This window comes from Psittacicella melopsittaci (assembly GCF_003585925.1).
GTDB lineage: Bacteria > Pseudomonadota > Gammaproteobacteria > Enterobacterales > Psittacicellaceae > Psittacicella > Psittacicella melopsittaci.
Genome location: NZ_NRJH01000016.1, coordinates 1 through 16,760 on the forward strand (window position 1 = coordinate 1; position 16,760 = coordinate 16,760).

The following is a 16,760-nucleotide window of genomic DNA, read 5'->3' on the forward strand; positions in this document are numbered from 1 at the left end:
GCAAAAGCGGAAGCCAAAGCCAAAGCAGACGCCCAAGCCAAGGCAAAATCTGAAGCAAAAGCTAAGGTAGACGCTCAAGCCAAGGCAAAAGCTGAAGCCAAGGATAAGGCAGACGCCCAAGCCAAAGCAAAAGCAGAAGCAAAAGCTAAAGCAGACGCCCAAGCCAAGGCAAAGGCAGAAGCTAAAGCAAAGGCAGAAGCTAAAGCCAAAGCAGACGCTCAAGCTAAAGCCAAGGCAGAAGCCAAAGCAAAAGCGGACGCCCAAGCCAAAGAAAAAGCAGACGCTCAAGCCAAAGCCAAGGCAGAAGCCAAAGCCAAGGCGGACGCTCAAGCCAAGGCAAAAGCAGAAGCTAAAGCTAAGGCAGACGCCCAAGCCAAGGCAAAAGCTGAAGCTAAAGCCAAGGCAGAAGCTCAAGCTAAAGCCGAAGCTCAAGCTAAAGCCGAAGCTCAAGCTAAAGCAGAAGCTCAAGCTAAAGCAGAAGCACAGGCTCAAGAACAAGCTAGGAACACTGGGCAACTAATTGATCCTTTTTTAGGGAGTCAAGTTGAAGCAAGTATTAGTACTTTCCTAGATTATTTAAAGAGTAGAGTCTCTTTCTGTTTTGCTAAAGTTAAGAGTGGAGTGGAAAAGCTAATTTCTCAGTTTATCTCTACTCCCATTAAACCTACACTACCAGAAATGCAACTTATCTTTGGTAAAGACAAGAGCCAATTTAAATTACAAATTCGTAATAAGAATTTGCTTAGTTTACTAAAAGATAGTGGCATGAATGAGCTTAGGGGAACTTGGGAGCTTAGTGATGAGGATGAGCAAGAAATAACTCTTACAATTAATCTCATTAGTAAAACAAAAGAAAATACTTTTGCAACAATTAATATTCCTCAATTTGAGGTTTACTATCCTAAAGAGGTTATGCAGCTTCTTTGGAATAGACCTAAGTTAAGAGATATTAAAGAGCAAAAATTAGGTAAAGACAAGGCAACTCTAACTCCTATTGCTTATGCTTTAGTTTATAGAGTTAAAATAGTAGATCCTCCTAATAAGATTATTAATCCTATTCTTTCTAGTACTCCTAAATTAAAGAATATAAAAATGAGGGAGATTAAAGAGGATGATGTAATAAATCCTGCTAATAAAACAACTGAATTATCAGATTTTCTCAATTCAGCGCAACTAAGTGCATTAAAGAAGGGAAAGAGTGATACTGGTAAGTTGCTTTTAGGTGGTGATATAAGTGATTTTACTAAACCTTCTTTTAAAATTTCTCAAAGTGTAAAATCATTTCTTAACAAGAACTTACCGATCAATACTGCTAATAAAATACCTTTTGAGGAGCTAGAGCGGTTTGATTTGAAATCTTGTACAGTAACTTCTGTTCATGATGGTGATACAGTTAAAGTTGTTTTATTAGATAATTTAGAAGAGGAACTTAAAATACGCTTACATGCCATAGATGCCCCTGAACTTAATCAGATCTATGGGGAAGAAGCTAAAGTATACTTACAAGAACTTGTAGAAGGCAAACATTTAAAATTATGCTTTACTGGACGGGATATTTGTGGTAGGCTTTTAGGTATTTTCTTTTTACGGCAAGAAAACTATTACGTGAATGTAAATCAACTTCTTCTCACAACTGGAAATGCTTGGGTTTACAAAAATGGCAATTCTGGTTTAGCCTTACTTAATATTTACAAACAAGGTTTTGAAAAAAGTAAGAAGGCTCGTCTAGGACTATGGAATCCGAATCTATATCCTGAAGGGCAATGTCCTGTTGATCCTAAACTATGGAAGCATAAATAAAAATAAGCTCCCTAGCTTTTGGCTAGAGAGCTTTTGCTTATTTATCTTTTTCTTCTAAAAGATTTGTACTTTCAACTTTAACATCTAAACCTGAACCATTTTTGATGTAAACATCTAATTGGTTGAAGGCAATGTCAATACCGCGTTCGTTACAGAGACGATTAATTGTACGATTAATGTCATGGGTAGTAGGAACACGATCACCTAATACAGGTACGTGACAACGTAGAACAAAGTTGAGAGTTGAAGCACCAAAGTCAGAGAAGTAACAAGTTGGTGGATACTTATCTTTAATCACTTGTGGTGATAGGTTAGCAGCTTCAATTAAGGTTTGAGTAACTAGGTCTACATCTGAACCATAAGCAACACCTATGTTAAATACTAAACGAGTACGTGATTCACTCAGAGTCCAGTTAGTAAACGAACTTGTAACAAAGGTTTTATTTGGGATAATAATTTCTTTGTTATCTGAGTCAACAATAGTTGTTGCACGAATACGAATAGATTTAATCGAACCTGAGTTACCACTAATAGTAACATAGTCACCAATACGAATTGGGCGTTCAAAGAGGATAATAAATCCTGCCACAAAGTTGGTGAAGATTTCTTGTAAACCAAAGCTCAGACCTAATAATAGAGCTGAGAGTAACCATTGTAGTTTCGACCAGCTAAGACCAAGAGTACCTACGGCAATTGAGAAACCAATCGCAAAAAGAATATAGGCACTTACGGTTTGAATAGCGTAAGGTAAACCATCAGATAGTTTTAGTTTGGCAAAAACAAAAATATCGAGTAGAGTTTTTAAGTTTTTCCAAATGAAGAAGGTTACCAGAATCGAAATTAAAGCTTTTAAGGCATTGAGCAGGGTAATATTTTGTAGGGTACCTGCTTGTGCCCCTGATACTTGCCAGATAGTTACTTTATCGAGGTAGTTAACTACACTTACTAAGTCTGCCCATACAAGGTAGAAAATAATTAAACCTACAATCCATGCTAAAAGGTTAGCAAAACGACGGTAGTTGCTAAATTCGGCAAAGTAAGCATCACGATGAGCAGTGAATAAAGCTTTAGCTTCTTGTCTTTGTTGGACAAAAACATTATCCGAAACAGCTTTTGCATACTGAACATCATCTAGATCATCAGCAGTTAATTTAACTTCAGGTTGAGCTTTACGTGAGTTTATGAGGTTAAATACTGCTAGTTCACGTTGTAATACTCGCGTTACTAGAATCAGAATTACCACGCCATAGTAGCTATATAAAATGTGTTGTAAGATAACTGTTGTAGTATTTACAAAACCGTAAGCTACCATAATTAGCAGAACTATTGGTACTAACCAGAGGAAGAAAATACCTGTTTTATAGAAATAATCGAGGTAACCATGACTTGCTCGGTAGGTTGCATTCATTTGACGAGTATATTTAATTAGCATAATTAAAATATACAAGAAGGCAACTACATATAAAGCTTGACCAATAATGTTTTCTGACGGCGTTACCGTTGGGTGTAAGTTAAAGTACATAATATTAACAAAGACAAAAATTGGAATTGCCGTTGCTAATAAGAAGTTACGTAAAGAGTTGCTAAATAAAGCAGCTTTAACAAATAATTGTTTTACAGGAGCTTCAGGAATATCACTATATTTTTCTGACTCTACAACCTTAGTTTTACGCATACTTGGGTCGAGAACAGGAACACTTTCTGCACAAACTACACGTTCGCTTACTGGCTCAAAACTAGCTAGATGCGGATCATAAAGTTCTTGTTCTTTAGTAATTACCCCTTCATGACGTTCAATTTCCGCGAGGTAGTCAAGACGATTAGTTACAAAGCTCTTGTCCGTTATCGCTGCCACTTGCGAACTGGTAAAAATACGCACTGGAGTAAATGGCACGCGTGGTTGTGGCTGCACATCACTTGGCTCAAAGTCTTCGTTCTCATTTTTAGCATAATAAGAACCTAGAGGACTAAAGTGTGAGTTTAATACCCCACCTGGACGCAGAAGGTTCAGGGTAAAGGTTAAGAACATTAAGAAGATAAAGGTATAACCAAAGTAATCGATTACATAGCTAGTATCGCGGAAAATAGTATTAAAGATAATTAACACTATACCACCCCAAATAAAGCTACGGTAAATACTTGCTAATAGAGTTAAACCTATAGCCAGTGGAGTAACGATAAAGCTATCTTTTTTACGGTTGTTTACGCGGTTACGCAGTACTTCTAACTGAGCTATGATGCGGTTTTGTCCACTACGAATACTTAAACCAAAGATAATTGATACTAAACCTATAAGGTAAAAGAGGAGCGAACCAAAGGTAAAAGTAAATTGATTTTGAATACTTTGCCATTGGTTTAATACCCCGTAGGTAAAGTTCTTAATCCAGTTTAAAGAAATACTTGGCGTAGAACGAACAAAGAAGTCTTGTTGGTTTAACTTGTCATCAATATTGGTAATAGTTTGCACTAATTCATTTTGTAGGTTTTCTACTTTAGTAGTTTCAACTATTACTTGATTGAGAAGTTTTAAGTTTTGGGCAATTAATTCACTTCTTTGACTTAGCAGAGTTTCTAAGTACTGACGTTGTTCGGCAGTAAAGGTTACGCGATTAGTTGACTCTAGATTATCAATATAAGTGCTTGGGCTCGCAATTTGTTGTTGCATTGCCAGTAACTGGAAGTTTTGCACTTGGAAAGCATTAATTTGCGAAGCATAGCTTTCAATTTGCCCTACATTAGGTAAAAAGCTTTTTTGCTGGTTAATTAATACATTTAGTTCTAGAGTACCTTTTAAAACTTCAATTTGTGTATCTATAGTTGTAGATACTTTTTGTGCCAGATCAAGTTGAGCATCACGTTCTTGTTCAACCTGGTTAATTTGGCTTTGGAAACTAGTTAAAGTTTCAAATTGTTTTACCAGATTACGGTTAATTTGTAATTCTTGGTTTAATACTGGGAAATCAGCATTAGTTTTAGAATCTTGGCTTTCTACTTGTTGCCCTAAAACTTGCGTATAACCTTGAGTATAAGCAGTTAACTCTAAGTTAAGGTATTTTATTTGTAAGTCGTAATACTCACTTTGTTTTTGGTAGTAGTTGGTATACAGACTTTGTTGGGAAATATAGTAGTTATCATAGCCATTTTTGGCATTAAGATAATCTAATTCACTTTGTAAACTAGTTGCTTGGGTTTGGCTTAGGCTAGTTGGATTGCCCAAGCTAGTTTCTATAGCTTGAATACGAGTATTATTCTGAATTATATCTACGTTTAAGTTAGTATTTACAGGAGTAAGACTCGATTCTTGGTTTTGCAGATCGGCTAAACTTGAGTTAATAGTTTCAATTTGCGCCGTAATTTGTTGTGCACTTAAGTTAGCTATGCCTAGACTAGCACTAGAGAAATTAGCTATTTTACTTTGTAAACTAGTAATTTGACTATCAAGGCTAGCTAGAGTTTGTCCAAGCGTATCCGTTTGACGCATTAGATTGGCATGATCTTGTAAAACACTAATGGTTTTATTAGCAAAATCTATGCATGTCGTTAAATCCTGAATTGCTTCTTGGGTAGCAGCATCAGGGTTGCTTTGGCTTTGTAAACTTGTGAGTTGATCTTGCCAAGCTTTTACATTGATATTAATTTGCGTAATACGGGCTAAAAGATCATTACTGCTTTGGTATTGGTCAGCAGCATAGGCTGAACCTATAAAAGCTTTAGGTAAAATCTGGGGAGCTTGCGTCAAGGCAAGGGCTATTCCTGCCCCTAAGCAAATGCGACTTATAATTTTGAGTTTATTCATAATAAAAAAATTAACTTGACGTAAAATCAATAGTTAAACTAGGCTTCATTATAACAAAAAACGCTGGCAAACAAAGCATAAAAAAAGCCACACCCCCTGAGGCGTGTGGACTTTTGTTTAAACTAAACCTGCTGGTGGTGGATTCATAGGTGCATTTTGCGTTGCACGGTTACCATGGCAGTGTTTAAATCTTAGACCTGAACCACAAGGACATGGATCATTACGTCCTACTCCTTCAAATGCACTTTCATCGAGCACTTGTGGGTTGTTTGCCACTTGCGGTGGAGCAAATGGAATAGGTGTTGGTTGTGGTTGAGGTTGCGGTTGTGCCGCTTGTTCTACTTGGATTTTCGCTAAAATCGAAATCACATTGTAGTTTAAGTTTTGCATTAGAGTTTCAAACATTTCAAATGATTCACGTTTGTACTCTTGTTTTGGATCTTTTTGCGCATAACCACGTAAGTGAATGTGTTTACGTAAGTGTTCCATATCACTTAAGTGTTGACGCCATAAGTCATCAATATTTTGCACAAATACTGTACGCTCTACAGCAATACGTAACTCACCCCCTAATTGGGTCATTTTGTGGTTATAAGCTTCGAGCATTTTTTCTGCAATTTCACGCACAAAGTCTTGTTCTTGCAGAATTGATGATTCTTCGAGGCGTTGTTTTACTGAGTAGTCTAAATTGAAGTCGTTTTTAATTACTGAATCTAGACCATCAAGATCCCATTGTTCGTATACCGTATTAGGTGGCATAAAGCGAGAAATAACTCCACCAATTACGTCATAAGTTTGGTTAATTAATAACTCACTTAAGTCATCTTTATTAAGAATGTAATCACGTTGTTGGTAGATCACTTTACGCTGTTCATTAATTACGTCATCGTAACTAATGAGGTCTTTACGTATATCAAAGTTATGTGCTTCCACTTTACCTTGCGCATTAGCAATAAAGCGAGACATGATTTTCATATCTAGGTAGTCGTCTTCATTAGCAAAAGCATTTGCTAGAGTTTTAAGACGAGCTTCTGGAATAAAAATACGTAATAAATTGTCTTCTAAAGATAAGTAGAAACGTGAAGAACCTGGGTCACCTTGACGTCCTGAACGTCCACGTAATTGGTTGTCAATACGACGAGATTCGTGACGTTCGGTACCGATAATTGCTAAACCACCTGCATTACGCACGAGTTCATTATCAGCTTCCCATTTTTTATTTACCGCTTCAATTTGTTCTGGAGTAGCTTCAGGACCTAACTCGGCAATCATAGATTTACGGTTACCCCCAAGGATGATATCAGTACCACGACCAGCCATGTTAGTAGCAATAGTTACTGTACCTGGTTTACCCGCTTGGGCAATAATTTCCGCTTCACGCATGTGGAATTTAGCATTTAATACTTGGTGCGTAATTCCAGCTTTAGTTAAAAACTGTGATAATACTTCTGATTTTTCTACCGAAGCTGTACCTATAAGTACCGGTTGCCCACGCTCAATACGCTCTTTAACATCGTTTACTATAGCTTTAAATTTAGCTTTTTCGGTTTTAAAGAGAATATCTGGTAAATCCACACGTGCGTTTGGACGGTTAGGTGGAACTACAATGGTATTAAGGCTATAAATTTGGTTAAACTCAAATGCTTCAGTATCGGCAGTACCTGTCATCCCTGAAAGGTTTTCATAAGTACGGAAGTAGTTTTGGTAAGTGATCGAAGCAATAGTTGTATTTTCTGCTTGAATAGGTACACCTTCTTTAGCTTCAATAGCTTGGTGGGTACCATCACCCCAACGACGACCTTCCATAGTACGACCTGTATTTGAGTCGATAATCATTACTTGATTATCTTGTACTATATAGTCTACATTACGCTCAAATAAAGTGTGAGCTCTTAGAGCGGCGTTAAAGTAGTGTAATAAAGAAAGAGAACGCGTAGAGTAAAGTGACTCACCTTCTTGCAGTAAACCAGCTACTGTAAGAATTTGTTCTACTTTTACTTGACCTTGCTCAGTAAGTAATACTTGACGATTTTTTAAGTCAACAATATAGTCACCCGCTTGGCTTTCGTCTTCAATTTCTTCTTTTTCTTGTGCTTTTAAGTGTGGAATAACTTTATTCATTGCCACACATAATTCAGTAGTATCTGATGCTTGACCCGAGATAATTAATGGCGTACGTGCTTCATCAATTAGAATCGAGTCCACCTCATCGATAATACAATAGTAGTGTTCACGTTGTACTTTATCTTCACGACGTGTTACAAGGTTATCTCTGAGGTAATCAAAACCTAACTCACTGTTTGTTGCATAAGTAATATCACAGTTATAAGCTTCACGCTTTTGTTCATTACTCATACCTGAAAGGTTGATCCCTACTTTCATGCCAAGGAATTCAAATAATGGCATGTTGTTTTTGGCATCACGTTCAGCAAGGTAGTCGTTCACGGTTACCACGTGTACCCCACGCCCAGTTAAAGCGTGTAAATATGAAGCCATGGTTGAAGTAAGAGTTTTACCTTCCCCCGTTCTCATCTCAGCAATCGAACGTGAACATAAAACTAGCGAACCTAGTACTTGTACGTCAAATGGACGCATACCAAGAACACGTTGAGAAGCTTCACGTACTACGGCAAATGCTTCTGGACGTATGCTATTTAAGCTTTCGCCATTAGCTAAACGATCTTTAAATTCTTGCGTTTTAGCTTTGAGCTCTTCATCTGATAGAGCTGCAATTTTGCTTTCGAAATCATTAATTTTTTTCAGTTCACGACGCATACGACCTAAGACACGGTCATTGCTTGAACCAAAAAGCTTGGTAAAAATAGAAGTGAAAATGTTCATAAAAAAACTAAACTATCCTTAAAATAAAGAAATTTATCTTTGCAATTTCTGGCTGCTCCAGAAATTGCCCCCTATAAAAAGAGGAGAAATTTAAGGAGCCAGAGGCATTAGGCTATAAGCAAAACGACTTAGGCTTAGTTCAAGAGGAACTAGATCTAACGCAAGAGAAGGATATTCTTGCAGTTGCTTAGTTTTTTCTTGTTTAGTCTGGATTAAGGCAGGTGCTTTTTGCTCTTGGGCTTGACTCTTTTGTTTAAAGAGTAAAGTAACATTCGGGATATAAGCTCGACTTGTTGCCGATACTTGTGGAATGTTAGCAAAAACTGCCGTTAATAAGATTAAACATGCCAGAAAAGCACAACGATAGTTTTTTAGTTGAATCTTTTCTTGTTGCATAGATTAAATAGAAAAATGATTACTTTTTGACTTGTATATCTTACAAAATTATCTTACTTTTAGCAAATAAAATTATAGATGCTTAAGTTTAATATATGAGGGCAGAGTTACAAACTTCAAGTCCTAATCTTTATTAGACAAATTTTTTGTTCGAAGGTTGCAAAAGGCACCGAGAAATCTCGGTGCCCTTGGCGTTTAGTGAGGTGAACCAAAGCGAGCTTGCATTTGTTTTTTTTGTAGCTTAATTGCTTTAATACGTAAGGCATGCATACGTGCTCCAGGAGCAGGATACAAGCGATTAAATAACAGCACTATGGCAAAGCCCACAAAAATTACTGCCGCATCAAAAAAGAGGAAAGTTTTCCCCATGTATCTTGGTTCAAAACTAATAAAGAAAATTAAAATACTTGGAATAATAGTACGTAAACTTAAAAAGAGCGAGGAGGCAGTGCCCACCATATTGCTATAGTCCATTAAGTAAATCGAAACTAGATTTGCATTTTGGAAGCCTGTAAATAAGGCATTAAACGTTTGAGCAACCACTAGCCCTATAGGTCCAAGGAAATAAAAGGCAACAATAAAGTTAACACTAGCACAGAGCACTTGAATTATTGTCGAAAGAACGAGAATTTTTTGTGGACTATGCTGTTTAACTAAAGTACCATTGAGCTTATTGGCAATAATAGTAAAGATAACGGGAAAAATTGAGTAGTAACCTAAATTTTGCGGAGAAATGCCATAGTCATTAATTAGCAGTGCCGAACATAAGGCAGTCCAAGCAAAGATAACTACTGCCATTAAGCCTCCAAGGCTCAAGCAAAGTAACGACTTAAAGTTAGTTAAAATAGTGGCATAGTTTTTTATAATGGCACGTGGGTTAATTGGCTGTCTCCGACTTGGATCAAGAGTTTCTGGAATTTTGCGTAAAAAGCACAGTAAACCCAGAACACAAATTGCCGAAAGAATATTAAAAATCCACTTCCAGCCCAAAGCAATTAAAACATAGCCCCCAAATAAAGGAGCAAAGGCTGGTGCCAGTAAAAAGAGAATCATTACCCAAGAGTTGTAGATAATGAAATTACGTGCCGAATAGCTATCGCGTAATATTGCCGTTGGCAGTAAACCAAAGCAACTAAAGACTACGCCCTGAAAAAAGCGAGCTGTTTGCAGTTGTCCGTAAGTTTGGGTATTAATAAAAATAAAGTTAATTAAAACGGCAAGGAGAGTACAAATAATAATTGATTTTTTGCGCCCAAAGCGATCGGTAAATGGACCCCATAAAAGCTGACCACAACCTAAACCTAAAAAGTAGGTGGCCGCCAGAGCTTGAATCTTAGCTAAAGAGACATTATACTCACTGGCAATTTCTAAAATTGCAGGATTGAAAGAAGTATTAGCTAGCCCTGGAGTAATCGAAACTATAGAAAGTAAAATTACCATAAAGTACGCCGAAGGTAATTTCTTTTGCAGAGCTTTTTGGTGTGGAGTTACCACATCATAACTAGAAACTTCTTGTTCTTTAACAGGGCGAGGATTTTTAGGTGCCCTAACTTCGCGCGGAGTAATTGCCGAGTTAACTTGGGGACTCTCGTGCTTTTGGGTTAGATAATCTTCTTGTTCTGGATCATCTTGATGATAATCCCAAAACAGATGTTTACCTCGTGCTGGACGTGAGGTGCGACGGGGAGAGCTTGACTTGGAGTCAGGCTCGGATGCTGGTGCCTCTGGTTCTTGACTAGCAAGAGACACTACTTTATATGATGATTTTTTCTCAGACATAAACCTATTAATCTTTATATTTACTCTCTAGGTTTACGGGAAGTTGGAAATTTGCACGTATATAGACAATTTCCTAAAAAGAGGCATATATCTGCAAACTTGAGCAACTAAGCGTAAGCCAACTGGCTATATTATACGACAAAAATCATTTAATTGGGCAACCTCTTGTATAATAGACATAAAAATAATCAGCAAAAAGTATATGGCTAAAACAATTTTTTCTCCCACTGAAGATCCACTTAAAAGTATAGATCTTCCCCAGGGAATAAGTTACACCCAGCTCATGTCTCACCTTAAGCTCATGCTGGAGTTAAGAAAATATCTATGGGATAACTTAAGTCCAGATTTACGCACATATGTAGGGCAAGATCTGGGCATTAAACATACTTTGAGTATTGAAAGCTTAATTAGTCCTAAGCTCGCGTTTAATACTCAAGGGCAAATTAGTCAGATAAATCTCTATTATTACTTTGGTTCTTTAACCACCATGCTCGAGCCAAGATTAAAGCACTTATTAAAGCAACTGGGGCAAGAGCGAGCTTTTTTACGTTTACAGGATACGCCGATAGTTACTTATGTGCGTTCGGATCTCTATGCCCAAGCGCAAAACTCTGATAGTGAGTTAACACGGCAAGATAATAGTCATATCAATAATTATTATTATGCTCAAGCTTTAAATCGTCGCCTCAATAATGAACAGTATCGCCAAATGCTAGGCTTAGATAGCCAAGCTTTTGCACAACTAGTGGGCGTAGAAGGCAGTTTAGAAACAGCTTTACAAAAAAGAGAGCGAGATTTACAAGCTAATGTTCTCGATTTAGAAAATCCTGAACTAGCAGCCCAAATAGATGCCTATCTCGAAGAGCAAGTCGAAGATAAACTTCTCTATCAAGAGGCACAAGAGTTTGTTAGTCAAAAGCCTGGAACCCAAATAAGTCGTGAGCAATTAAAAACGCAACTTTTTTGGCAAATGCTCGAAGAGGCGATTAAGGAGGGGGATAACTCCGCCTTAGCTGCTCGAGTAAGAGCCAAATATGAGCAACGTAAGTATCAGCCTGAATATAAACCTATTATTAGTGATCAACAGCCAGTAGATATAGTTGCACAAAGAGAACAAAATCAACGCTTACGGCAACTACGCGAGCAAGAAATTAAACTTAATAACAGCTTGCAAGAAATAAAAGGGCAAGTAAGAAAGCAGCTTACGCGTCGCGTACAAGAAATCTTTTTAGTGGCTCTAGCTGAATTTAAACTCGACTATTGGAAAAACTTTTACCAGCAATACTATAGTCGCTATTTAGCTGCCCAAGAAAATTCACAAACGCCTTTGGCACAAGAGATTCTCGCTTTATTTAAACGCCCTCTTGATTTACAAATTCTCGGCAACTTTAGTTTAGCTAAGTATCAAGCTCAGTTAACTATAGGGGCTACAAGTATTGCCTATGAGCAAGACCTTGGCGAGTTTGTCCAGCAAAGTTTAACTAATGCTACAACCTTGTTTAATCTTTACCAAACTCTTTGCCCTGATGATCAATTTCCATATTGGGAATATGTTCTAGACAAGGTTCTTGTTTGTTGTAACTGGAGTGAGTTTTTTAGTCACTATTGGGAAACTAAACTTTTTCCTGCTTTTATGCCCGAATTAGTTTTAGATGGTAATTGTGACAGTATTGCCGAGTATAACCAACGTTATAAGCTATATGAGCAAGGAGAGTTAGAGTTAGCTTCGCCATTAACTCCTGAACAACAAGCTCAAGAGTTTGCCCGTTGGCAAAATATTATTGCTCATAATCAACAGCAAGAGTTTACTCGCCAAGGCATAGCTCAAGCCTTACAAAAGCCCGAGTGGCAAAAATATAAAGAGCAACTTGAGCATTTTGCCAGTAATACTCCTGAGCAAGCAAAAGAGGCAAAACCAACGCCAGAGAATGCTCCAAGTGCTGCCGACTGGGATGAGCTTTTAGCTAAACTTGTAGCTAATAATGCCCAAGCCCAAGAGAACGAGCTAGCTAACAAGGCTAAGTCCCAGTTAGAGGCTAAGGCTAAAGAGCAAAGTAAGCCCGAGCTCGAAGACAAACCCGAGCAACAAAGACAAGCTAATAAAGAACTTGATTTAGATTATTGGCGTCACTTACAACTTAGCGAACGCGTCCAATTGCAAAGTAACAAGGATCTGCCTTTTTATGCTCAAGGAGCCCAAAGCGAACAAGCCTATGCTACTATTAGTGAGCTTATAAAAGAGCAAGAGAAAGAACTTTTACGTTGTCATTATGTTGACTATAGTGATCCTAGTTTACCAAAAGAGCTAGTTAAACAACTAGTGCGAGAGAAAAATGCTTATCTTCTTGCTCTGGCACGTGGCTATAACCCAGCTTACTCTTTAGTGCGCATGCAAAATAAGTTTCTTGAACGCTTGGTTCGCCTCAAACGTCGTATTAGCAATTATTTTGTTTTTCTTAAAGATCTAGCCAAAGACTTGCCTGTTTCTTTATTAATGCACGATGAGCAAGCTCCTTATATCGGCAAAATGGGTATGACTCTTGCCTTACAAAAAGAGCATAATCAACTCCAGAGCCAAGAAACTACCGCACCTGCCGAGCAAGTAATTAAAGCAACGGTTGAGCAAAGATATGCTAAACGCCAGCGTTTATTTGTGCAAGAGCAAGTTGAGAAATACCTCAAGTATTTACAACGTCAAGCTCGCCTGCAACAACGCCAAGAGTTAATTACTTCTTTTTATGATCAAGCTCAAGCTCAGCTTGCTCCTAGCCAAGCCAAAGAGGCACAAGGCTTACGCAAGCAAATTCAAAAAGAAACAAAAAAATATCTCAAGCTTCTCGAGCCAGTCTTTGCTCAACTTTATCAAGAGTATAAACTTGCTCCCGCTTGGCAAGAGTTTACTTTTGATTTGCTGCAAGTAAGAGCCGAGTTAATTCAACATCAAGTGCCGTTAACTCGCATTTTTGAAGTAAGTGCTAGATTAAATCAGCATGATCATCCGCTAATTGTCCAGCTCTTTACTCTTATTGAGCAATATGAAGCTCTGCTTGGTTTAACTAACGAGCAAGAATATTATGTAGCTCCTCAGTCTGAGGTTGCAGCAAGTAGTGAGCCAAGTGATGACAATTTTCTTGCTTGGGTGCAAGAGCGTCAAGCCAAAGCACAACAGCAGTATCAGCAGTTTAGTAAACTGGTGCAAGGCTTAGCAATTCAACAACTCAAAGTTGAACAAAAGCAATTGCAACAACAAATTCAGCAGGTTAAAGGCAAAGCTCCAAAAGAGCAAGCTAAGCTAATTGTACCTCAAGTTCAGGGTGAAGCTAAGGCTCATCTTTCTCTAGCAGGAGAAAACCTCTTGCAAAAAGCAACTTGGAAAAAACCTCCAGCTCCTAGCGAGGCTTTAAGACAAATGGCACGCTTACAACGCCAACTTGCCCAAGAGCCCGAGCTCGAGTTAAGCCCAGAACTGATACAAATGTATGAGCAGTTGCTTTTACATCCTGAGCAAATAGAAGGACACGAAGAATGGGTAACTGAGTACTTACCTTCAACAGGAGTTGAGGGGCAAGTTGGACTAGCCTATTATTTAAGTCCAAGTGAGCTAGAAGAGTTTAGCTTAGAAGAGTCAGAGCCTGAGCAATCCTTAGCAGAGCAACAGGACTTGCCTCTGCTCAAGCAAAGAGCTAACTTTAGTTCGCTCTATGAGTATAAACGGCAAAAAGCAAGTCAAACGGCTCCTGATCGTAACTTCCCTAAAGTAAGTGCCTATGACCTTGAGCCCGAGCAAGTAACCAATCTTGCTAGCGCTACTTCTTTTGCACACTTGCAACAGCAAGTGCAAGAGAAAATCTCGCAAACTTGGCAAGCTAAGCCTGCACTTAGTGCCGAGCAACTTGCCGAGCAAAAAGCCTCTATCCACGCCAAACATGCCCAAAGACGCCAACGCAGTGAGTTATTTGTGCAACAAATGGAACAAGAGGATTTAGAAGCTCAAGCCCAAAAACTGCAGGGAAAAAGAAAAAGAAATGACCCAGAGGATTAACCTCTAGGTCATTTTTTTAGGCTAAATATTTAATATCAACTTTATTTTTATTGGTAAGCAGACTAGTTAAGTAAGCAGTGAGCAGAGATACCGCAATAATAGCAGTTGCGGTAATGAGCATATTGCTTACTTTAAGGTCAACTGGAATATAGTCAATAAAGTAGTTAGCAGCACTAATTACTTCAACGCCCGAGCTTAGTAACCAGTGACTAATAAACTCTAAAGCTAAACTTAAGAGCACACCAAGGAGCATCCCTATAATAACTGCGTGCCCCGAAAGAATGAGGCTATAGAGCACAAAGATTTGATGGATTTGTCCGCGTCCTAATCCTACAGCTTGAAGGCTAGTAATGGATTTTTTCTTATCACGAATTTGAATTAGGATCGCACAAATTACATTAAAGCCCGCCAGAGTTACCACAAAAATTAAGCCCAGATTAAGCAGTGACTTAATCATCGGAATATCGTGATAGATATTAGGATAGATTTGTCCCCAAGAACTATAGTTTAGAGCTTGGTCACTAAGCCAACCTTGGTAAGGAGTAATTCTCAGGACATCAGGATTAGTTAAGCGAATTTGAAAAGCATTAGCTATTTCTTGGGGGCTTAACTGACAATTACTGGCATTAGTAATTTGTCCTTGTGAATCCACTTGCGGACGCGTACAACTTGGGTCAACTATTTGACTGGCGTCATAAATATTAAATAACGCAAGTTCTTTATCAAAAACCCCTTGCGAATCAACAATCCCCGTTACCATAAAGTAAAAGTTTTGTTCGAGGTTGTTATTATCCCCAAAAAGATACAGACGCACAAAAGAACCTACTTCAACTTGTAAAGCTTGAGCCAGTTGTTTACCCAGTAAAATACTTGGGGCATTTAAATACTCACTAAAGTTTTGTTCGCCATTAATTTGGGCAAGAATTTTAGCTTTAGGGAGTAAAAGCTCTTGTCCTTGGGGATCCAAGCTCGAGCTTAGTAAGGTTTGGAGTCCGCCTTGCTCTTGGACATAGTCACCTAAAGAGCTCACTTGAGCATAGTTATGCGGATCAACCGCAAAAGCTTGAATCACTCTTTTTTGCGGACCATTTTCAATGAGCACGGTGCGAGAAACAAGAGGACTTATAGCCTCGACATTAGTAAAGCGTTTTAACTCTTGTTCGAGTTTTTCTCCTTCAGCAAAAGGTTGCTGATTTGGGGTATACACCAAAGCTTGCGGAATTAAATTTAAAAACTTGTCGTGTAGTTGCTTATCAAAGCCATTAATTACGGCATTGGTCATAATTAAAATGGCTATCCCCAAGATAATTCCGAGTTTGGTTAAGCGATTGATAAAGGAAAGAACCCGAATATTAGATTTAAAAGTATAAAAACGCCAAGCAATTTTACTAATTAGCATAGGCTTTAATTCTCCCATTATCGAGCTGCCAACGTTGAGGCATGCTTTGGGCAATTTCAGGATCATGGGTTACAAGTAAAATACTTGTCGCAAAGTCACGGCTAATTTGGCTAATAAGCTTCATCACCTCGCTTGCTGTTTCTTGATCCAGATTTCCTGTAGGCTCATCGGCTAAAATTAATTGCGGATTATTAATTAATGCTCGAGCTATGGCTACCCTTTGTCTTTCCCCACCCGAAAGTTGTTCCGGATAGTGATTAATGCGCTCTTTTAGTCCCATATACTCTAAAAGTTGGTAAGCTCGCTCTTTGGCAGGGGCTAAAGGAAAATTACCTATTTGAGCTGGTAAAAGCACATTTTCAAGAGCAGTAAAGTCAGGTAAAAGATTATGAAACTGAAAGATAAAACCTATACTTTTATTACGCAGTTGATTAATTTGCTTAGCTGACATTTGGGCAAGATCTTGACCTTGCCAAAAGATAGTTTGCGGTGCAACTTGCTCAAAACCTGCAAGTAAATACAAGAGCGAAGACTTACCATTTCCTGATCTACCTACCAGAGAAATTTGTTCTCCTGCCTCTATGGAAAAGCTTAAGTCAGAAAAGATAATGGTTTTATTTTCTTCAGGAGCAATAGGACCATGACTAACCTGAGCCTGGTTGTTTTTATAAGCTAACGAAAGATTTTTTACTTCTAGAATAGGCATA

The 16,760-nt window shown here is 38.2% G+C and carries 7 protein-coding genes and 1 pseudogene; 2 read left to right on the plus strand and 6 right to left on the minus strand.

Features of this window, described 5'->3' with window-relative positions:
* On the plus strand, positions 1-1,800 hold a 1,800-nt coding region (locus CJP74_RS01910; protein WP_222986837.1), incomplete at its 5' end, for a thermonuclease family protein.
* Between the two features lie 37 nt (positions 1,801-1,837).
* On the opposite strand, the gene CJP74_RS01915 is transcribed toward CJP74_RS01910, so the two are convergent.
* From CJP74_RS01915 to CJP74_RS01930, 4 genes are all read right to left on the minus strand, one after another.
* Positions 1,838-5,596, minus strand: coding sequence for a mechanosensitive ion channel domain-containing protein (locus tag CJP74_RS01915; protein WP_119496591.1), 3,759 nt, complete (start codon positions 5,594-5,596; stop codon positions 1,838-1,840).
* 117 nt (positions 5,597-5,713) lie between these two features.
* Positions 5,714-8,431 carry a preprotein translocase subunit SecA gene (secA, locus tag CJP74_RS01920; RefSeq protein WP_119496620.1) on the minus strand — a complete coding sequence of 906 codons (2,718 nt, stop codon included), beginning with the start codon at positions 8,429-8,431 and terminating at the stop codon, positions 5,714-5,716.
* 96 nt (positions 8,432-8,527) lie between these two features.
* Positions 8,528-8,833 carry a hypothetical protein gene (locus CJP74_RS01925; RefSeq protein ID WP_119496592.1) on the minus strand — a complete coding sequence of 102 codons (306 nt, stop codon included), beginning with the start codon at positions 8,831-8,833 and terminating at the stop codon, positions 8,528-8,530.
* A gap of 195 nt (positions 8,834-9,028) precedes the next feature.
* Positions 9,029-10,612: a multidrug effflux MFS transporter gene (locus tag CJP74_RS01930; RefSeq protein ID WP_119496593.1), complete on the minus strand. Its 1,584-nt coding sequence runs from the start codon at positions 10,610-10,612 to the stop codon at positions 9,029-9,031.
* A gap of 202 nt (positions 10,613-10,814) precedes the next feature.
* Here CJP74_RS01930 and CJP74_RS01935 point away from each other — a divergent pair, with 202 nt between their 5' ends.
* Positions 10,815-14,654, plus strand: a complete 3,840-nt coding sequence (locus CJP74_RS01935; RefSeq protein ID WP_119496594.1) for a hypothetical protein — start codon at positions 10,815-10,817, stop codon at positions 14,652-14,654.
* Positions 14,655-14,670: 16 nt separating this feature from the next.
* Here CJP74_RS01935 and CJP74_RS01940 read toward each other — a convergent pair whose 3' ends face one another.
* Entirely contained in the window at positions 14,671-16,053 is a 1,383-nt protein-coding gene (locus CJP74_RS01940) for an ABC transporter permease (RefSeq protein ID WP_222986839.1), read from the minus strand.
* A 145-nt stretch (positions 16,054-16,198) separates the two neighbouring features.
* Positions 16,199-16,759: pseudogene (locus CJP74_RS01945) on the minus strand (ABC transporter ATP-binding protein); the annotation flags it as partial.
* Position 16,760: the final 1 nt, after the last annotated feature.

What these genes read in the sequence shown, in the direction of transcription:
- CJP74_RS01915 (WP_119496591.1), bottom strand. Translation starts at nt 5,596, where the DNA reads ATGAATAAACTCAAAATTATAAGTCGCATTTGCTTAGGGGCAGGAATA.
- CJP74_RS01925 (WP_119496592.1), bottom strand. Translation starts at nt 8,833, where the DNA reads ATGCAACAAGAAAAGATTCAACTAAAAAACTATCGTTGTGCTTTTCTG.
- CJP74_RS01930 (WP_119496593.1), bottom strand. Translation starts at nt 10,612, where the DNA reads ATGTCTGAGAAAAAATCATCATATAAAGTAGTGTCTCTTGCTAGTCAA.
- CJP74_RS01935 (WP_119496594.1), top strand. Translation starts at nt 10,815, where the DNA reads ATGGCTAAAACAATTTTTTCTCCCACTGAAGATCCACTTAAAAGTATA.
- CJP74_RS01940 (WP_222986839.1), bottom strand. Translation starts at nt 16,053, where the DNA reads ATGCTAATTAGTAAAATTGCTTGGCGTTTTTATACTTTTAAATCTAAT.